This window comes from Curtobacterium phoenicis, from assembly GCF_047238015.1.
In the GTDB taxonomy this organism is placed as follows: domain Bacteria; phylum Actinomycetota; class Actinomycetes; order Actinomycetales; family Microbacteriaceae; genus Curtobacterium.
In genome coordinates, this window is sequence record NZ_JBDFLZ010000002.1 from 1,268,986 (window position 1) to 1,288,158 (window position 19,173).

Consider the following 19,173-nt stretch of genomic DNA (forward strand, 5'->3'; position numbering starts at 1 on the left):
ATGCACCCACGTGGAACGACCTGTCCATGAAAGGACGTACAGCCGAGCGGTTCAGTCCTTCGTCGCGACGATCGTGAAGGTGGTGGGGACGCGGTCCCGATCCGCGCCAGGCCAGGCGAAGTCGCCGTCCTCGGTCTCCTCCATCCGGGCGCTGAAACGCCACGGCAGCGTCCGGCCCTCGTCCAGGAACCGCAGTCGGAGCCCGGCGCCGAGCAGTGCGTTCACGATCTCGGACAGCGGGTGCGGCCACTCGTAGGTCCTGGTGTTCGCGACCGTCCCGTCGCCGACGTACGTGCCGGCGTCGTCCCACTGCTGCGCGGTCCCGTCCGCGAAGTACCGGTGCCGTGCGACGAGCTCGTCGGCGTCCTCGTCGAGGGCGTACAGCGCCGGGTGACCGTCGCGGATGAAGAACACCCCACCGGGACGGAGGAGCGCGGAGACCTGCGTGGCCCAGCGACCGAGGTCGTCGAGCCAGCAGATCGTCCCGATGCTCGTGTACACGACGTCGAAGTCCCCGGTCACGGCGGCCCGGGCGTCCAGGACGTCGGTCTCCACCCAGGTGACGTCGAGTCCGAGTCGGTCCGCCAGGGCTCGGGCGGAGTCGAGTGCCGCGGGCGAGAAGTCGACACCGGTGAGCCGAGCGCCCTCGCGGGCGAGCGACACGGTGTCGGTGCCGATGTGGCACTGCAGGTGACAGACGTCGAGTCCGTCGAGGGAGCCGCCCGGAAGCCACCGGGCGAGGACGGGCAGGTCCTCGCGGACGACCCCGGAGCGGTGCGCGGGGTCGATCAGCGCGTCGATGTCGTAGGCGCCCTCGTGGATGGGGACGCGGTCGTCCCAGTTGGCGCGGTTCGTGTCGCGGGCCTGGTCCCAGTCGACGCTGACGTGATCAGTGCTCATGCACCCGACCCTACCGAGCGAGTGGTCCGCCCCTGGTGACGGCGCTGCCCGTCGCTCGGTGGCGATCAGCCGACCGACAGCCCGAGCTTCCGCCCCGAGAGGCCACGGCCCATCGTCGTCACCCGGTCCGCGATCGCCGCGAGGGCGAGGGACGCGGGGTCGTCCGGCGCGCCGAGCACCACCGGCAACCCGGCGTCCCCGCCCTCCCGGAGCGGTACCGACAGCGGCACACTGCCGAGGACCGGAACCGGGACGTCCTGCCCGCGCGAGAGCCGAGCGGCCGTCTCGGCGCCCCCGCCCTCGCCGAAGAGGTGCAGGACGGACCCGTCGGGCTGGACGAACCCGGCCATGTTCTCCACGACGCCGATGACCCGCTGCCCGGTCTGCCGTGCCACGATGCCGCTGCGCTCGGCCACGTCCGCAGCCGCAGTCTGGGGTGTCGTGACCACGAGGACCTCGGCGTGGGGGAGCAGCTGACCGACCGAGATCGCCACGTCGCCGGTGCCGGGCGGGAGGTCGAGGAGCAGTACGTCGAGGTCGCCGAAGAACACGTCGGTGAGGAACTGCGACACCGTCCGGTGCAGCATCGGCCCGCGCCAGGACACCGCGGTCGAGACGTCGTCGACGAACATGCCGATCGAGACGACCTTCACCTCGTGCGCCACCGGCGGCAGGATCATGCTGTCGACGCGGGTCGGTCGCGGCGCCACCCCCGCGGAGTCCGTGAGGCCCATGAGCCCGGGGATGCTGAAGCCGTGCACGTCGACGTCGACGATGCCCACGCGTTGTCCCCGAGCAGCGAGCGCGACGGCGAGGTTCGCCGTGACGGTGGACTTGCCGACACCACCCTTCCCGCTCGTCACCGCGATCACGCGCGTCAACGAGTCCGGGGTGAACTGCACTCCGCGGGGACGACCCGCGCGGAGCCGTTCGGTCAGCGCGGCCCGGGTAGCCGGCGACATGACGGAGACGTCCACGTCGACCGCGGTGACGCCGTCCACGGAACCGGCGGCTGCACGGACGTCGCGCTCGATCGTGTCGGCGGCCGGGCACCCGGTGATGGTGAGCTGCAGGTCGACGCGCACCGAGCCTCCCGGCTGCACGTCGACCCCGCGGATCATGTCGAGCTCCGTGACGGGCCGACGGATCTCCGGGTCGATCACCCGGCCGAGCGCAGCGAGGACGGCGGTGCCGAGGGCCTGGTCGGCGTCCTCAGCCACGCGCTGCCGTACCGGGCTCGTCGGCGAAGCCGGCGTCGTCCGCGTCGCGGCGGTCGAGCTCCTCGAGGAGCGACCGGATCTCGGCGCGGATGAAGTCCTTCGACGCCATGTCGCGCATCGCGAGGCGCAGTGCCACGACCTCGCGGGCGAGGTACTCGGTGTCCGCGAGGTTGCGCTCCGCACGCTGCCGGTCCTGCTCGAACTGCACGCGGTCGCGGTCGTCCTGCCGGTTCTGCGCGAGGAGGATGAGCGGTGCCGCGTACGACGCCTGGAGCGACAGCACGAGGGTGAGCGCGGTGAAGCCGATGGCCGCTGAGTCGAACTGCCACGGTTTCGGCGCGACGGTGTTGTAGATCATCCAGACCGCACAGAAGAGCGTCAGGCCGACGAGGAACCAGGGCGTCCCCATCGCCCGCGCGATGCCCTCGGTGGCGCGACCGAAGGTGTCGCCCCGACCGCGGCGGCGGGTCGGGAGCACGCGGGTGCGCATGCCCTTCGGGGAGTCCAGGCGCTCCTGGCGGGTGTCATCCGTTCGGGCCACTGGTGGTCCTCCTTCCCGTGGTCACGGGCGTCTTGCGCGAGCGTTGGCGAGGCAGGGGTGAGGGTTCTCCCTCACCCTGACTTCGCCAGTCGTCGGGCAGGACGTGGTCGAGGACGTCGTCGATCGTCACCACCCCGACGAGACGGTGGGCGTCGTCGACCACGGGGACGGACAGCAGGTTGTAGGTCGCCATGATCCGCGTGACCTCGGCGGCGCTCGCGTCGACCCGGACCGGCTCGGTCTGCTGGTCGATGAGCGTGCCGAGCCGCTCGTTCGGCGGGTAGCGGAGCATGCGCTGGAAGTGCACCAGGCCGAGGAAGCGCCCGGTCGGCGGCTCGTACGGCGGGAGCACGACGCACACGCTCGCGCCGAGGGCCGGGGCGAGCTCGTGGCGGCGGACGAGGGCGAGCCCCTCGGCCACGGTGGCGTCGGCCGAGACGATCACGGGCTCGGTCGTCATGAGACCACCGGCGGTGTCGGGCTCGTACTCCAGGAGCATGCGGACGTCCTGCGCCTCCTCCGGCTCCATGAGCTGGAGGAGGGCCTCGGACCGGTCGTCCGGGAACTGCGCGAGGACGTCGGCCGCGTCGTCGGGCTGCATCTGGTCGAGGACGTCGGCGGCGCGGGCGTCCTCGAGTCGGCTGAGGATCTCGATGCGCTCCTGGTCGGGCATCTCCTCGAGGACGTCGGCGAGGCGGTCGTCCGGGAGCTCCTCCGCGACCTCGAACCGGCGTTCCTCGGGCAGGTCGAGCAGCGTCGACGCGAGGTCGGCCGGCAGCAGGTCGGAGTACGCGGCGATGACGTGCTCGGCGGACTGTGCTTCGCCGGGGAGCTCGTCCTCGGTGACCTCGTTCCAGGTCGCGAAGGTGGTCGGACCCTTGCCGAACGGGGACGGCGTCGTCTTCGGCTTGCGGAGGAAGAGCTGCGACACCTCCCAGTCGCCCTGCCCGCGGTCCTCGATCGCGACGTCCTCGATCGTCGCCCGGATGCGCTGGTTCTTGATGAGCACCTTGCGGCCGAGCATCTCCGCGATCACCCGGACCTCGCCGCCGCGCTGCTCGAAGCGGCGCATGTTGACGAGGCCGGTGGTGATGACCTGCCCGGCGCCGATCGACGTGATCCGGCCGACCGAGACGAAGATGCGACGCTTGCCGGGCACCTCGACGATCAGACCCACCACACGCGGCGCGTCCACCCGTCTGTAGACCACGAGCACGTCTCGGACCCGGCCCACGCGGTCGCCCGCGGGGTCGAAGACGGAGCACCCGGCGAGGCGGGCGACGAAGACCTTCGTGGCGCTCACCCGTCCAGCGTAGTCGCTCGCTCCCGGGCGGAGTCCGCGTCGCCTGTGGACCCGTACGGTTCCGCTCATCGACTGACGGGCCGTTCCCGGTCCCGAGCCGGGCCGGTCCCGGTCGGCGGCTTCCCTGGGAGTGCACGTGCGATTGCAAGGTGTCCGGTGGATGATGGCTGAGTGAGCAATCAGAGCCCCTTCGGCGGCCGGACGGCCCAGGCATTCCCGACGCTGCCGCGCGGCGACGTCCTCGGCACCTACGACAGCTACCCGGAGGCGCAGCGTGTCGTCGCGAAGCTCGCCGAGTCGGACTTCCCGGTCGCCAAGATCTCGATCGTCGGGAACGACCTCAAGACCGTCGAGCGGGTCACCGGCAAGATGACCTACGGCCGCGCCGCCATCGCGGGAGCCCTGTCCGGGCTCTGGCTCGGCATCTTCTTCGGCATCGTCCTCACCCTGTTCTCGCCGACCGCCGGCGGCCTCATCATCGCCGCGGCGATCATCGGTGCTGCGTTCGGCATGCTCTACGGCATCGTCTCGTTCGCGATCACGAAGCGGCAGCGCGACTTCACGAGCGTCCACCAGGTGCTCGCGACGAACTACCAGATCGTGGTGGACCCGCAGCTCACCGGACAGGCGCAGAAGATCCTCGGGCAGTTCGGGGCGACGCAGTCCACCCACTGGAACTCGCCGTCGCCGGGAGCGCCGACGAACCGGCAGGAGCCGTGGCGGCCCGAGCCGCGCCAGCAGGAGCCGTGGCGGCCCGAGCCGCGCCAGCAGCAGGCCCCGTACGGCGGGCACGCGACACCCCACCAGCAGCCTGGAGGCACGCAGCAGCCCGGCGCGTCCGCCCACGGCGCGCAGACGGGAGCGCCGCGGTTCGGCACGAACGACGGGCCGCGGTACGGCACGAACGACGGGCCGCGGTACGGCGAGACGCCCTCCGGCGCTCCGGCGGGGCCCGCCGCAGGAGCGCCCGCCGCTCCCTCGGGCGCTCCGGCCGGTCCGCCGCGCTACGGGACGAACGACGGGCCCCGGTACCAGCCGCCGGCAGCCGGCACCGACCGCCCCGCCGAAGCAGCTCGCCCCGACGCGCAGCCCCAGTTCGGCGAACGCGTCACGCCGACCTCCGCGCCGTCGTCCGCGCCGGAGCAGGGCAAGGGCACCGACGACAGCCGGTCCTGACGGCGCTCGGCAGCCGGACACCCTAGTGGTCGGCCCTCCCGACCGTCCATGGGCGTGTCCGACCGTTCGCGGCCTCCGTGGCCTCCCGCCGGTGTGAGCAGAGCCGCCGAGGTTCCACGACTTGCCGTCGTCGGTCCGCCGAGGTTCCACGACTTGCCGTCGTCAGTCCGCCGAGGTTCCACGAACCCACGGCGACGCTTCTCGAGATGCCGAAATCGTGGAACCTCGGGCGCCGCCAACCCGGGCCGGCCGGACCGGCGCTACAGGACCTTGGAGTAGCAGACCGAGGTCGGCACGCCCGCGTACGGACCGAAGTTGGCGATGCGCGTGAAGCCCTCGCGCTCGTAGAAGCCGATCGACCGCTTCTGCTCCGTGCCCGTCTCGAGCACCAGCGCCGGTGAGCCGAGGTCGAGCGCGGCCTCCTCCAGCCGACGCAGCAGCGCGGTCGACACCCCGGCACCGCGCGACTCCGGCCGCACGTACATCCGCTTGATCTCGGTGATGCCGTCCTGCACGATCCGCAGTCCACCGCAGCCGAGCGGCGTGCCCGAGCCATCCCGTGCGACGAAGAACACCGCGATGGACTCGGCCGTGGGCTTCTCGCCCGGTTCGGTGTCCTGGCCGTAGGCACGGTCGATCTCCAGACGCTGCGCGGCACGGAGCCGCTGGGCGTCCGGGGAGTCGAAGTGCTCGACCTCGATGTCGAGGTCGTCCGTCGTCGGCGTGTGCTCGGGCGTGGTCACCCGCTCAGGCTAGCGGCCGGAGCGGGCGATCCACCCCTCCACTTCCGAGGGGGTCCGGGGGATCCCGACCGACAGGTTCTCGGCGCCGTCCTCGGTCACGAGGATGTCGTCCTCGATGCGGACGCCGATGCCGCGGAACTCCTCCGGGACGGTCAGGTCGTCCTGCTGGAAGTACAGCCCGGGCTCGATCGTGAACACCATGCCGGGCTGCACGATCCCGTCGATGTACATCTCGCGGCGGGCCTTCGCGCAGTCGTGCACGTCGAGGCCGAGGTGGTGGCTCGTCCCGTGCACCATGTACCGGCGGTGGAACTGGTTCTCGGACTGCAGCGATTCCTCAGCCGTGCCGGGCAGGAAGCCCCACTCGGCGGTCTTGCGCGCGATGACCTCCATCGCGGTCGCGTGCACCTGGCGGAAGGTGATGCCCGGCTCGACGATCGCGAACGCCGCGTCCGCCGCCTCGAGCACGGCTTCGTAGACCATGCGCTGCACGTCGGTGAAGGTGCCGCTCACCGGCAGGGTCCGCGTGATGTCGGCGGTGTAGAACGAGTCGACCTCGACCCCGGCGTCGATGAGGATGAGGTCGCCCGGCTGCACGGCCCCGTCGTTGCGGGTCCAGTGCAGGATGCACGCGTGGTGTCCGGACGCCGCGATGGTGTCGTAGCCGACGGTGTTGCCGTCGGCACGGGCGCGGCGATTGAAGGTGCCCTCGACGATGCGCTCGCCGCGGGGGTGCGCGAGGACGGCGTCGAAGTCGGCGATGACGTCGTCGAACCCGGCCTTCGTCGCCGCGACGGCCTGGCGCAGCTCGTGCACCTCGTACGCGTCCTTGACCAGGCGGAGTTCCGAGAGGTCGCGGGCGAGGACGTCGTCCGTCGCCGGGGCACCGTCCTGTTCGGGGGCGCCGCCGACCGCGCTGCCGAAGCGCTCGTCGAACGAGCGGGTCAGCTCTGTGTCGGCGTCACGCACCACGAGCACGGTCTGGTCGAGGCCGTCGACGACCGCGTCGAGGTCGCCGAGGTCGGCGGTGGCGAGCCCGAGGTCGGCGGCGACCTCGGCGAGTGACGGACGCGGGCCGACCCAGAACTCGCCGATCTCCGGGTTGGCGTAGAACTCCTCGGAGTCACGGCCCGCCGTGGCCCGGAAGTACAGGGTGGCGTCGTGGCCGGAGCCGTTCGGCGTCATCACGAGCACGGAACCGACGACCGTGTCGGAACCCCAGCCGGTGAGGTGCGCGAACGCGGAGTGCGGTCGGAACGGGTAGTCGCAGTCGTTCGAGCGGACCTTCGCCTGACCGGCCGGCACGACGATCGTCCGGCCGGGGTGCAGCTCGGAGATCCGTGCCCGACGCGCGGCGGCGTACGGTGCCTGCTCGCGGGGCTCGGGGAGCGGGCGCTCGCGCTCGGCCCACTGCGACCCGATGTAGTCCTTGAAGGTCGAGGAGCCGGGGGTCGTGGAACGGTTGCTCGTCGCGCGGGGAGTGGTGTCGGCCATGCCCCCATCCTCGCACCGTCCGGAGCACCACGGCCGCTGCCCGTGCTCACCTGTGGATACCATTGGCGACGTGCCCGATCCGTTCATCGACCTGCACACGCACTCGAGCGTGTCCGACGGCACCGAGCGCCCCGCCGAGCTCGTCCGGGCCGCGGCGGCCGCGGGCCTGGACGGCGTCGCACTGACGGACCACGACACCACCGCGGGTTGGGACGAGGCGATCGCGACCGCCAGGGGACTCCCGGTCACGCTCCTCCCCGGACTCGAGCTGAGCACCCGCATCGGGTACCGCAGCGTGCACGTGCTCGGGTACCTCGTCGACCCGACCGACCCCGACCTCGTCGCGGAGACCACGCGCATCCGCGACGGTCGTCTGGCCCGCGCGCGTCGCATGGTCGAGCGCATCGGCGCCGACCACCCGCTCACCTGGGAGGACGTGCTCGCGCAGGCCAGCGAGGGCGCGACCATCGGCCGCCCGCACATCGCGGACGCCCTGGTCGCCCGCGGCCTCGAACCGGACCGGAGTGCGGCGTTCCGCGGCATCCTCCACCCCGCCTCCGGGTACTACGAACCGCACGAGGCGCCGTCGCCCCTGCGCGGCGTCGAGCTCATCCGCGGCGCCGGTGGCGTGCCGGTCATCGCGCACCCGGCAGCGTCCTCGCGTGGCATCGTCATCGACGAGGAGATGCTGCGCGCGCTCGTCGACGCCGGTCTCGGCGGGCTCGAGGTCGATCACCGCGAGAACGTCTCCCACGGCAAGCGCACCCTGCTCGACTGGGCGGTGCGCTTCGACCTCTTCGTGACCGGCTCGAGTGACTACCACGGCACGGGCAAGCCGAACCGGCTCGGCGAACACCGCACGTCGCGTGCCGCCTTCGACGCGATCGTCGCCGAGGCCACGGGCACCGAGCCGGTCGTCGGCACCGGGTCCCGTCTCGCCTGACCCCGCTCCGTCCGTCAGGTCCGTCTGGTCCGTCCGTCTGGCCGACTTCGGTCCGCGCGGCTCCGTCCCGTGCACACGACGAAGGGCCCGTCGCGTCAGCGACGGGCCCTTCGTCCTGGAGGCGCTACTCGCCCTCTCCGGCGGCCTGCGGTGCCGAGGCGGTCGCCTCGGACGCGCCACCACCGCTGCGGCGGCGACGCCGGCGGCGGCGCTTCGCCGCACCGTCGCCGGAACCGGCCTCGGCGGTCGCGCCGTCCGCGGGGGGCGTGGTGGGCGCCTGCGTGTCGGACTGCTCGGTCGTGGCCGGTGCCGAGCCTCCCGAGCGGGTGCGACTGCGGGACCGCGACCGCGAGGCGCTCGCGCGACCCTCGCCCTGCTGACCGCCGCGCGGGCGGTCGCCGCCCCGGGCCTCGCCGGCCGACGCGGCGTGCGCCGAGGCCCCCGGCAGACGGCCCTTGGTGCCCGCGGGGATGTCGAGGTCGGTGAAGAGGTGCGGGGACGACGAGTACGTCTCGACGGGCTCCGGGATGCCGAACTGGAGCGCCTTGTCGATCAGCGTCCACTTGTGCAGGTCGTCCCAGTCGACGAACGTGACCGCGATGCCGGTCTTGCCGGCGCGGCCCGTGCGTCCGGCACGGTGCAGGTAGGTGTCGGGGTCGTCCGGGATCGTGTGGTTGATGACGTGCGTCACGTCGTCGACGTCGATGCCACGGGCCGCGACGTCGGTCGCGATGAGGACGTCGCGCTTGCCGGCCTTGAACGCGGCCATCGCGCGCTCGCGCTGCTCCTGGTTGAGGTCGCCGTGGACGGCGGCGGCGTTGAAGCCGCGGTCCTTCAGTTCCTCGACGAGCTTCGCGGCGGCACGCTTCGTGCGGGTGAAGATCACGGTCTTGCCGCGACCCTCGGCCTGCAGGATGCGGGCGATGACCTCGTCCTTGTCGAGCGAGTGCGCGCGGTAGATGACGTGCTTGATGTTCGCCTGCGTCAGGCCCTCGTCCGGGTCGGTCGCGCGGATGTGCACCGGGCGCGACATGAAGCGACGGGCCAGTGCGACGATCGGGGCGGGCATCGTCGCCGAGAACAGCATGGTGTGCCGCACGGCGGGGACTGCCTGGAAGATGCGCTCGATGTCCGAGAGGAACCCGAGGTCGAGCATGCGGTCGGCCTCGTCGAGCACGACCTCCTGCACGTGGGAGAGGTCGAGCAGCCGCTGGCGCTGCAGGTCGATGAGGCGACCCGGCGTCCCGACGACGATCTGCGCGCCGGCCTTGAGCTGCTCGATCTGGCCCTCGTACGCCTTGCCGCCGTAGATCGACACGATGGTCGTCGGGCGGTTCGAGGTCGCCAGTTCGAGGTCCTCGGTCACCTGCACCGCGAGCTCGCGGGTGGGGACGACGACGAGGGCCTTCACGCCCGGCTCCGGAGCGGCACCGAGTCGCTGGACGAGCGGGAGGCCGAAGCCGAAGGTCTTGCCGGTGCCCGTCTTGGCCTGACCGATGATGTCCTGGCCGGTCAGGGCGAGCGGGATCGTCTGCTGCTGGATCGGGAAGGGCTCGATGATGCCCTTCGTCGCGAGCGCGTCGACGATGTCCTGCTCGATGTTGAGGTCTGCGAAAGTCAAAGAATCACCCTAGTCCTGGTGGAAGTCCCGACCAGTCTACCGACGCGGACCGGGGTCCCGGGTCCGGACCCCTATGCTGCTGGCGTGGTGTCTTGGTGGAACCGGAAACGTGCCGCGCGGCTGGCCGCCGCCTGGCTCGCCTCGCGCAACCCGAAGAAGGCGTCCGGGGAGCGGCTCCGGCTGGACGACGTCAGCCCCGAGCTCGACGTCTACCTCGGGCAGGCCGCGTACCTGCAGCTGTCGATGTACGAGACGATGGGCCGGGCCGGTGCGGCCGCGCCGACGCTCTCCGGACGACTGGTCACCGGGGTGCTCGCCACGACGGCGCTCGAGCGACACCGGTCCATCGTCGCCGAGATCGAGCGCAACGGGCAGGACCCGGCCGTGCTCATGGCACCCCACCGTGAGGCGATCGACCGGTTCCTCGAGCGGACGAGCGGTGCCGACTGGTACGAGTCGATGCTCACGGGCTACGTCACCGCGGGGATCCTCAACGACCTGTTCGACGACCTGCTGCGCTCGCTCCCGATCGACGTCCGGCAGCGCCTCCGCACGGTGTTCGACGCGCGTGAGGAGGCGGCGGTCGTCGAGGAGCTGACCGCGCACATCGAGGCCGACCCCCGGGTCGGGTCCCGGCTGGCGATGTGGGGCCGGCGACTCGTCGGGGACACCCTGCTCGTGGCCCGGTCGGCGCTCGCGTCGCACGCCCGCGAGGACCAGTCCCGCCTCGAGCCGGTCTGGACGGAGCTCATCGCGGCGCACAGCCGTCGGATGGACGCACTCGGACTGACCGCCTGACGCGCGGACGCGGGCACACGGACGTCGCGGCGCCCGGCCGTCGCGGCGGGTGTGCGGCGCGCGGTCGCGATGACGCCCGGACGTCGCGGCGCGCGTCGGTCCGCGGCGGGTCAGGCGCCGTTCGCCCGGACCCGCTCGTAGTACGCGTCGTCCGCCGACCGGCGACGGCTGCCGAGCACCCACCCGACGACGACCGCCGCGACGGCCGCGCCGACGAGGGCGGCGACCCAGATCCACCCGCCGTCGTACGGCCAGCCGGCCCAGGTCAGGGCTTCCCAGAGGACGGCCGCGGCGACGCCGCCGACGACCGGCCCCACGAGGACGCCCCGGCTCGCGCGCCACGGCAGCACGACGTGCGCCACGGCCCCGACGAGCAGGCCGCCGAGCACGGCGAAGAGCAGCTCCACGTCAGGCGACGAAGCCGATGCGGCGAGACTCCTCCGCGCCGACCTCGACGTAGGCGAGCGACGCGACCGGCACGATGAAGCGACGGCCCTTCTCGTCCTGCAGGGACAGGTGCGTCGCCTTCGCCGTGAGGGCCTCCGACACCGCCTGCTCGATCTGGTCAGCGGTCTGCGCGCTCTCGAACGCGATCTCGCGCGGGCTGTTCATGATGCCGATCTTGATGTCCACGAGCACAGCGTAGCGGGGCGGCCCCCGGCTGCTCCGGCCGTTCGCCGCGGGCGCACACCGCCCGTGCGGAACGGTCTCCACGCCCGTGTCGGGTGCTGGCGGTGTCGGCCGTCCTGGGTACCGTACGAGCGTGCCCCGGACGACCCTCACGCCCACCCCCGACGACACGGGTGTCGCGCGTGCGCTGGCTCCGGACACGGCACAGGAGGCCGTGCTCGCGCTGCCCCCGGGTCGGCACGCCGCCGTCATCGGCGCCCCGGGCACGGGCAAGACCACGACCCTCGCGCGGTTCGTCGCCCGGCGGCTCGGCGCGGACGACGCGATCTCGGCCGACGGGTACATCACGGTCCTCGCACTGACCTCGGCCCGCACCGCCGCGACGGCCCTGCGTGACCGGCTGGCCGCCGCGGTGGACCGTGTGGTGCCGGGGGCACTCGCCCGGACGGTCAACTCCCTCGCGTTCCAGATCGTGACGCACGCCGCCGTCGCAGCGGGGCAGGAGGTGCCGACGCTCCTCACCGGTGGCGAGCAGGACCGCATCATCGCCGACCTCCTCGCCGGGCACGAGGCGGACGGCACCGGGCCGGACTGGCCGGAGCCGATCACCGCCGTGGTCCGCGAGCGTGCCGGGTTCCGCACGGCGCTGCGCGACGTGATGATGCGGGCGGTCGCCGCGGGGATCGAGCCCGACGAGATGCGCGAACTCGGCGACGACACCGGCCACCCGGAGTGGCGTGCGATCGGGGACTTCGTCGACGGCTACCGCGCGGCGCTCTCGGCGTTCCGCGCGACGAGCCTCGACGCCGCCGAGCTCGTCGCGTACGCGACCGCCGCCGTGCTGCGCGGTCAGGTCCCGCCGGCGGTCGCCGCGCTGCGGACCGTCGTGGTCGACGACACGCAGGAGCTCGTCGAGGGCGAGATCGCCCTGCTCGGAGCGTTGGCGCGCTCGGGTGTGCAGATCGTGGCGTTCGGTGACCCGGACATCGCCGCGTCGGCGTTCCGGGGGGCCGTGCCGGACGTGCTCGGTCGGCTCGGGGCCCGGCTCGGTGTCCCCGACGTCGAGCAGGTCGTCCTCGGGACGGTGCACCGTCACGCGGCACCGATCCGGGCGCTCGTCACCGGGATCACCGCGCGGATCGGCACGGCGGCGGCCGGTCGGCAGCGCTCCGCGGTCGCGCCGGTCACCGACGCCCGGTCCGACGCGGTCGTGCACCTGCAGGGCGCGAGCCGTGCGGCCCTCGTCGTCGCGATCGCCCGGCGGCTCCGCGAGCACCGGCTCCTCGACGGCGTGCCCTGGCACCGGATGGTGGTCGTGACCCGTAGCGGGGCGGCGATCCCCGAGCTCGTCCGGGCGCTCTCGGTGGCCGAGGTGCCGGCCACCGCGGGGGCCGCACCCGTCCGGGTCCGGGACGACTCGGCAGCACGGTCGCTGCTCGACGCGGCGGCTGTGGCCCTCGGGGTGCTCCCGCTCGACGCCGAGCTCGCCACCGCGTTCGCGACCGGGCCGCTCGGCGGACTCGACACCCTCGCGATGCGGCGGCTCCGCCTCGCCCTCCGCCGTGAGGAACTCGCCGGCGACGGCACGCGCACCGCCGACGAACTCCTCGTCGAGGCGCTCGGAGCTCCGGAACGCCTCGCCACGATCGACGCCGGGTTCGCGCGGCGGGCCACCCGACTGGCGAAGAGCCTCGTGCAGGCACGCGCCGACGCCGAGGCGGACGCCAGCATCGAGGAGATCCTCTGGGGACTCTGGGAGCGCAGCGGGCTCGCGGAGGTCTGGCGGTCGCAGTCCGAGGCGGGCGGTGTCGGCGCGGGGGAGGCCGACCGGCACCTCGACGCCGTGGTCGGTCTCTTCACCGCGGCGAAGCGGTTCGTCGAGCGCACGCCGGACGCCCCCGCGCGCGTGTTCGTCGACGACCTGCTCGACGCGGACCTGCCGGAGGACTCCATCGGACCCGACCGGACCGCCGGACGCGTGCGCGTGCTCACCCCGTCGGCGACCGTCGGCCTCGAGTGCGACGTCGTCGTGGTCCTCGGGCTGCAGGACGGCGTGTGGCCGAACACCCGGGTGCGGGGGAGCCTGCTCGACCCGGACGGCCTGGTCCGCGCGGCGGAGGGCACGGAGCGCTCGGCCGTGGACGACCGTGCCGCCGTGATCGCCGACGAGCTCCGCCTCTTCGCCCGCGCGGTGTCCCGTGCGACGACCCAGGTCGTGATCGGCACGGTCGCGAACGACGACGAGTCGCCATCGCCCTTCGTCCACCTCGTGCCGCAGCCGCCCGACCGCGCCGCGACCGTGCACCCGCTGTCCCTCCGCGGTCTCGCCGGGGCGCTCCGACGACGCGTCGTGTCCTCGGGCGACCCGGAGGCCGCGTCCGCCCTCGCCCGCCTCGCCGAGGCCGGGGTCCCCGGTGCCGACCCGGACGACTGGTACGGCACGGCCGAGCCGACGACGGACGCCCCGCTGGTCGACCTCGACGCGGAGCCGGCGCCGGAGTACGAGGGCGGACCGGTGGTCGCACCGACCGTGAGCGTCTCGCCGTCACGCATCGGCACGTTCGAGGAGTGCCCGGTGCACTGGTTCGTGCAGACCTTCGGGGGTGGCGCGCCGAGCCCGGCGATGGGCATCGGCACGATCGTCCACGACGCCATGGAGCACGCCACGAGCGTCGACGTCAAGTCCCTCTGGGCCCACGTCGAGTCCCGCTGGGGCGAACTCACCTTCGAGTCGCCGTGGATCGCCGACCGCGAGCGCGCCCGCACCCGCCGGATGATCGAGGGGCTGAGCGACTACCTCCGGACCTTCGCCGCGGCCGGGCGGCGGCTCCTCGGCGCCGAGACCGCGTTCTCGCTCGTGACCGGCCCGGCTCGGATGCGGGGCAGCATCGACCGCATCGAGGTCGATCCCGACGGACGCATCAGCGTGGTGGACCTCAAGACCGGTCGGTCGATGCCGAGCGAGAAGAACGACATGCCGGCCCACCCGCAGCTCGGCGCGTACCAACTCGCGGTCGAGGACGGCGCTGTCGAGGGCGTCCCGGCCGGGGCTCCGATGGCGGACGCCCGTCTGGTCTTCGTGCAGAACGCCCGGAGCACCCACGCGTACTCGGAGCGGACGCAGCACGCCTTCGACCCCGAGGCACGAGAGGCCTACCGGGAACGCCTGCACGGCGTCGCGCGGGGGATGGCCGGGCGGACGTTCCTCGCGAACGTCGACGACCACTGCGAGCAGTCCCGGACCGGCGCCGAATGCCGGATCCACGTGGTGGGGGAGGTCACCTGGTGAGCACGGAACAGGTCGACGCCGAACGGGTCGACGCCGAACAGACCCTCCCCGAGCAGGTCGACGCCGGCCAGACCCTGCCCGAGCAGGTCGAGGCCGCACGGGACGCGTCCGGTCATGCGGTCCGCAGCGCGGACGAGATCGCCGACGCGCTCGGCCGTCCCCGTCCCACGGCGCAGCAGCGCGCCGTGATCGAGTCGCCGCTCGCTCCGGCACTCGTCGTCGCGGGCGCCGGCAGCGGCAAGACCGAGACCATGGCGTCCCGCGTGGTCTGGCTCCTCGCCAACGGTCTCGTCCGTCCCGACGAGGTCCTCGGCCTGACCTTCACCCGCAAGGCCGCCGGCGAGCTCTCGGTCCGCATCAACGACCGCATCCGGGCCCTCGAGGACGTCGGGCTCATCACCCCCGGCGACGCGTTCGAGGCGCCGACCGTGTCGACGTACAACGCGTTCGCGAACTCCGTGTTCCGTGAGAACGCGCTCCTGGTCGGCCGTGACGGCGAGTCGCAGGTCCTCACCGAGCCCTCCGCCTGGCAGCTCGCCCGCCGGGTCGTGGTCGACGCCCGCGACGACCGGCTCGCCGGCCTCGACCGTGACGTCGACACCGTCACCGCCGCCGTCGTCGCCCTCGCCGGGGCCTCGTCGGAGCACCTGGTCGAACCCGAGCAGCTGCGGCGGTTCGCGATCGAGTTCGCCGGGGTCCTGGAGCTCCCCGGCAACCGCGGGAAGCCCTACGCGGACGTCGCGAAGGCCGTGGCCGCGGTGGGCGGACTCGAGCCCCTCGCCGACCTCGTCGACCGGTTCCGACGGCAGAAGGTCGACCGTGGGTTCGTCGAGTTCTCCGACCAGATCGCCCTGGCGCTCGCCGCGGCCGAGTCGTCGCCCCGCGTCGTGGACGACCTCCGGAGTCGGTTCGGCGTGGTGCTCCTCGACGAGTACCAGGACACGTCGGTCGTGCAGACCCGGTTCCTCGCGCGGCTGTTCCGGGGCCACCCGGTGATGGCGGTCGGCGACCCGCACCAGTCGATCTACGGCTTCCGGGGTGCGAGCGCGGCGAACCTGGGGCGGTTCCCGCGCGACTTCGGGGGCGACGACCAACCGACGCCGATGACGTTCCCGCTGTCGACGAGCTGGCGCAACCCGGTGGAGGTGCTCGCCGCCGCGAACGCCGTCGTGTCGCCGCTGTCCGAGGCCTCCGACGTCGCGGTCGAGCGGCTCTCCCCGCGCCCCGGTGCCGACGACGGCTCGGTCGAGGCCGTGTTCACCGAGACGCTGCCGGAGGAAGCCGCGGCCGTCGCACAGTGGTTCCGTGCCCACCGTCAGCGCGACCCACGCGCGTCGATGGCGCTGCTGCTCCGGGCGCGGAAGGACCTGGCGGCGTTCACCGGGGCGCTCGGGGAGCTCGGGGTGCCGTTCCACGTGCTCGGCACCGGTGGGCTCCTGCAGCGCCCGGAGATCGTGGACCTCGTCGCGTGCCTCCGGGTGCTCCACGACCCCGCGGCCGGCAACGACCTCATCCGACTGCTCGCCGGCGCCCGGTGGCGTGTCGGCGCCGCGGACATCGCGGCGCTGCACGACCTCGCGACGTGGCTGTTCGGCCGCGACCACACCCAGCAGCGGCTCGACGACGACCTGACCGTTGCGTTCCGCGCCTCGGTCGCAGCGGGGGAGCACGGGTCGGTCGTCGACGCGCTCGACTTCGTGGCGACCGCGCCCGACGAGCACGGTGCGCTGGGACGGATTTCGCCGGCCGGACGCGCTCGGATGCGCGCGCTCGGCCAGCAGCTGCAGGCCCTCAGGCAGCGCGCCCGCGGCGACCTCGTCGACTTCGTGACGCTCGTCGTGCAGGAGATGCGGCTCGACATCGAGGTCGCCGCGCACGAGCAGGGCAGCCAGGCGTTCCTCGACGCCTTCCTCGACGAGCTCGCCGGGTTCGTCGCGACCGACGACCGTGCCGACCTCGGGGCGTTCCTCGGATGGATCGACGCGGCCGCCCGACGGGACGACATGGGGCCGCGGTCCGAGGAACCCGAGGCGGGGACGGTCCAGATCCTCACGATCCACGGGTCGAAGGGACTGGAGTGGGACGCCGTCGCCGTGCCGCGGATGGTCGAGGGCGGCCTGCCCGCGCGGCCACAGGAAGGCTCCTCCGGCTGGATCGGTTTCGGTCGGCTGCCGTACGAGTTCCGCGGCGACGCCGACGAGCTCCCGCGGCTGGCCTGGCGGGGGCAGGAGACCCAGAAGGACGTCCGCGACGCGATCGAGGCGTTCAAGGCCGAGATGCAGGTCCGCAACGAGGACGAGGAGCGGCGCCTCACCTACGTGGCGCTCACCCGGGCGAAGCACGACCTCCTCGTGTCCGGCTCGTTCTGGTCGGGCGGTGTGCAGCCGACCGCGCCGAGCCGGTACCTCGCGGACCTCCGCGACGCCGGGGTCATCGCAGCCGACGCCGTGCCCGAGCGGTCGCACCACGAACGCGACCCTCTGGGCGAGTCGGGTGCGACGCAGTCCTGGCCGCACGTGCCGTTCGGTCAGCGGGCGGCGCGCGTGCACGCGGCTGCCGACCGTGTCCGGAACGCGAACCCCGGTGCCGCCGGGCGCTTCGCCGCCGACATCGACCTGCTGCTCGCCGAACGGGCGGCCGTCCGCAGCGCCCGGCACGCCGTGGTGGTGCCGCACCGCGTGCCCGCCTCCGGGTTCAAGGACTACCTGTCCGAGCCGGACCGGGTCGCCGAGCGGCTCCGGCGCCCGATGCCCGAGCGACCGTACCGGGCGACCCGCCTCGGGACGCTCTTCCACCAGTGGGTCGAGCAGCGCGCGCGGTCGGGCGGCTCGCTGGAGACGCTCGACCTGTGGATCGGCGAGGCGGACCTCGACACGGACGACCTGCCCGACGCCTCGGCGACGGCCGCCGTCACGGACGACGACGCCCGACGGCTCGCGGCGTTCCAGGAGACCTTCGCACGATCGCGGTGGGCCGCGCTGACGCCGATCGAGGTCGAGCGTGAGATCCACATCCCGTTCCTCGGGCACAGCGTGGTCTGCAAGCTCGACGCGGTGTACGAAATCGACGGGCGTGCCGAGGTCGTCGACTGGAAGACGGGCAAGGCACCGAGCGGGCGCGACGACCTGGCGAAGCGGCAGCTGCAGCTCGCGCTGTACCGCGTCGCCTACGCGGAGTTCACGGGTCGGCCGCTCGCGGAGGTCGACGCGGTGTTCTACTTCGTGGCCGACGACCTCGAGGTGCGGCCGACCGGGCTGCTCGACCGGGCCGGTCTCGAGCGGGCCTGGCGCGACGCGATCGGCTGACGTTCACGACGAGGCCAGCGCACCGTGCACCGCCGTGTCCGCGCACCCGCAATGCGTTCCGCGCACAGGGTGCGGACCACCGGACGGGAGGCACGGTTCCGGCCCGCCACGGGCCTCCAGACCGTCAGGTGGTGGAGTCAGCCGTGTCGACGCTCGGTCGACGACAGCAGCTGCTCGACCTCGCCGATCTCCATCGTCTCCGGCGAGACCGACTGCAGCGGCGCCGCGCTCGGCGCGTGCACGGCCTCGACCAGCCGGTGCATCATCGCGACCGCGTCGTCGACGACCTCGGTGCTCTTCACCTGGACGCCGTGCAGCAGCCACTGCGCGGTCTCGAGCTCGTGGTGCACCCGAGCGCGCTGCGCGAGCTGCCGGTCCCGGCCGCCGCCGTTCGCCTCGTACGCACCGAGGACGGTGTCGAACGCGTCCGACCGCCCGGCCAGCACCCACGCGAGGTCTTTCGCCGGGTCGCCGAGGCGGAGCTCGCCCCAGCCGAGGACACCGGTCACGGCGTCGCCCTCGACGAGCACCGACTCGGTGCCGAGGGAGCCGTGCACGACGGTCGGCGTGAACTGCCAGAGCTGCTGGTCGCGGGCAGCGCCCTCCCAGCGCTCCTTGAGCGCGGCGGGCACGAGCTTCGTGGCGACCGCGCGGTCCATCACCGAGACCGCCGAGCGCAGCACCTCGAAGGGGGTGAGCGACGGCAGACCGGCGTCGGTGACGAAGCTCGTGGGGAGCTGGTGCACCGCAGCGACGGCACGGCCGACGGAGATGGCGAGCCCCGGCTGCTCCGCGAGCGACCGCAGCGTCGGGTGGGCCCCCGGGACGTACGTGGTCACGATGGCGCGGGTCGAACCGATCGGCGCCTGGCCGCGGTACTCGGCCACCGCGAACGGGAGGCGCGTGCGGATGCCGGCGCTCAGCGCACGGATCGCGACGAGGTCGGCCGACTGCCGCGCCTCGGCGCGCTGGTTGCGCGGTCGGCGGATCGCGAGCGTGCCGCCGTCCGCGTCGCGGAGGACGGCGGACTCGTAGTCCCCGGACGCGGCCGAGCCGAGCATGCGCGTCCCCGTGACGACGAGCCCGGGCACGGCCGTCGTCGCCAACGCGGCTAGAGTGAACTGGGATCCCGCCATGCCCATCAGGGTAGGTCCGTGTCGTCGCCATCCGGGCGCGCCACGCTGACCCGGGCGCTCCCGGCCGAAGCCGC

Annotated in this window: 15 protein-coding genes; 5 read left to right on the top strand and 10 right to left on the bottom strand. The window is 73.1% G+C overall.

Going from position 1 to position 19,173, the window contains the following annotated elements; all coding sequences use genetic code 11:
• Window positions 1-51: 51 nt before the first annotated feature.
• From ABC270_RS06330 to ABC270_RS06345, 4 genes are all read right to left on the bottom strand, one after another.
• Window positions 52-900, bottom strand: coding sequence for a class I SAM-dependent methyltransferase (locus ABC270_RS06330; RefSeq protein WP_412880006.1), 849 nt, complete (start codon window positions 898-900; stop codon window positions 52-54).
• Window positions 901-965: 65 nt separating this feature from the next.
• Entirely contained in the window at window positions 966-2,120 is a 1,155-nt protein-coding gene (locus ABC270_RS06335; protein WP_412880007.1) for an Mrp/NBP35 family ATP-binding protein, read from the bottom strand.
• Window positions 2,113-2,610 carry a DUF1003 domain-containing protein gene (locus ABC270_RS06340; protein ID WP_412882049.1) on the bottom strand — a complete coding sequence of 166 codons (498 nt, stop codon included), beginning with the start codon at window positions 2,608-2,610 and terminating at the stop codon, window positions 2,113-2,115. Before ABC270_RS06340 ends, ABC270_RS06335 begins: the two co-directional genes overlap by 8 nt.
• A gap of 34 nt (window positions 2,611-2,644) precedes the next feature.
• On the bottom strand, window positions 2,645-3,964 hold the full coding sequence (locus ABC270_RS06345; protein WP_058726244.1) for a magnesium transporter MgtE N-terminal domain-containing protein: 1,320 nt from the start codon (window positions 3,962-3,964) through the stop codon (window positions 2,645-2,647).
• Window positions 3,965-4,135: 171 nt separating this feature from the next.
• On the opposite strand from ABC270_RS06345, the gene ABC270_RS06350 reads away from it, so the two are divergent.
• On the top strand, window positions 4,136-5,140 hold the full coding sequence (locus tag ABC270_RS06350; RefSeq protein WP_412880008.1) for a YflT domain-containing protein: 1,005 nt from the start codon (window positions 4,136-4,138) through the stop codon (window positions 5,138-5,140).
• A gap of 260 nt (window positions 5,141-5,400) precedes the next feature.
• Here the strand turns inward: ABC270_RS06350 and ABC270_RS06355 are convergent, their stop codons facing one another.
• Entirely contained in the window at window positions 5,401-5,883 is a 483-nt protein-coding gene (locus tag ABC270_RS06355; RefSeq protein ID WP_412880009.1) for a GNAT family N-acetyltransferase, read from the bottom strand.
• A gap of 9 nt (window positions 5,884-5,892) precedes the next feature.
• Window positions 5,893-7,377 (bottom strand): aminopeptidase P family protein, encoded by a 1,485-nt coding sequence (locus ABC270_RS06360; protein ID WP_412880010.1) that lies wholly within the window; start codon window positions 7,375-7,377, stop codon window positions 5,893-5,895.
• A 70-nt stretch (window positions 7,378-7,447) separates the two neighbouring features.
• Between ABC270_RS06360 and ABC270_RS06365 the strand changes: the two genes are divergently transcribed.
• Entirely contained in the window at window positions 7,448-8,320 is an 873-nt protein-coding gene (locus tag ABC270_RS06365) for a PHP domain-containing protein (RefSeq protein ID WP_412880011.1), read from the top strand.
• Window positions 8,321-8,444: 124 nt separating this feature from the next.
• Here ABC270_RS06365 and ABC270_RS06370 read toward each other — a convergent pair whose 3' ends face one another.
• Entirely contained in the window at window positions 8,445-9,941 is a 1,497-nt protein-coding gene (locus ABC270_RS06370; RefSeq protein WP_412880012.1) for a DEAD/DEAH box helicase, read from the bottom strand.
• A gap of 84 nt (window positions 9,942-10,025) precedes the next feature.
• Here ABC270_RS06370 and ABC270_RS06375 point away from each other — a divergent pair, with 84 nt between their 5' ends.
• Window positions 10,026-10,739 carry a ferritin-like fold-containing protein gene (locus ABC270_RS06375; RefSeq protein ID WP_412880013.1) on the top strand — a complete coding sequence of 238 codons (714 nt, stop codon included), beginning with the start codon at window positions 10,026-10,028 and terminating at the stop codon, window positions 10,737-10,739.
• Between the two features lie 110 nt (window positions 10,740-10,849).
• Here ABC270_RS06375 and ABC270_RS06380 read toward each other — a convergent pair whose 3' ends face one another.
• Entirely contained in the window at window positions 10,850-11,146 is a 297-nt protein-coding gene (locus ABC270_RS06380) for a hypothetical protein (protein WP_412880014.1), read from the bottom strand.
• A gap of 1 nt (window position 11,147) precedes the next feature.
• On the bottom strand, window positions 11,148-11,372 hold the full coding sequence (locus tag ABC270_RS06385) for a DUF3107 domain-containing protein (RefSeq protein WP_058726247.1): 225 nt from the start codon (window positions 11,370-11,372) through the stop codon (window positions 11,148-11,150).
• 130 nt (window positions 11,373-11,502) lie between these two features.
• Here ABC270_RS06385 and ABC270_RS06390 point away from each other — a divergent pair, with 130 nt between their 5' ends.
• Both ABC270_RS06390 and ABC270_RS06395 read left to right on the top strand, forming a co-directional pair.
• Entirely contained in the window at window positions 11,503-14,658 is a 3,156-nt protein-coding gene (locus ABC270_RS06390) for an ATP-dependent helicase (protein WP_412880015.1), read from the top strand.
• The gene (locus ABC270_RS06395; RefSeq protein WP_412880016.1) at window positions 14,655-17,963 is read left to right on the top strand and encodes an ATP-dependent DNA helicase; all 3,309 of its coding nucleotides are present in this window, start codon (window positions 14,655-14,657) and stop codon (window positions 17,961-17,963) included. Before ABC270_RS06390 ends, ABC270_RS06395 begins: the two co-directional genes overlap by 4 nt.
• Before the next feature lie 137 nt (window positions 17,964-18,100).
• Here ABC270_RS06395 and ABC270_RS06400 read toward each other — a convergent pair whose 3' ends face one another.
• Window positions 18,101-19,099 (bottom strand): phosphotransferase, encoded by a 999-nt coding sequence (locus ABC270_RS06400; RefSeq protein WP_412880017.1) that lies wholly within the window; start codon window positions 19,097-19,099, stop codon window positions 18,101-18,103.
• Window positions 19,100-19,173 lie beyond the last annotated feature (74 nt).

What these genes read in the sequence shown, in the direction of transcription:
- ABC270_RS06330 (WP_412880006.1), bottom strand. Translation starts at nt 900, where the DNA reads ATGAGCACTGATCACGTCAGCGTCGACTGGGACCAGGCCCGCGACACG.
- ABC270_RS06340 (WP_412882049.1), bottom strand. Translation starts at nt 2,610, where the DNA reads ATGCGCACCCGCGTGCTCCCGACCCGCCGCCGCGGTCGGGGCGACACC.
- ABC270_RS06360 (WP_412880010.1), bottom strand. Translation starts at nt 7,377, where the DNA reads ATGGCCGACACCACTCCCCGCGCGACGAGCAACCGTTCCACGACCCCC.
- ABC270_RS06400 (WP_412880017.1), bottom strand. Translation starts at nt 19,099, where the DNA reads ATGGCGGGATCCCAGTTCACTCTAGCCGCGTTGGCGACGACGGCCGTG.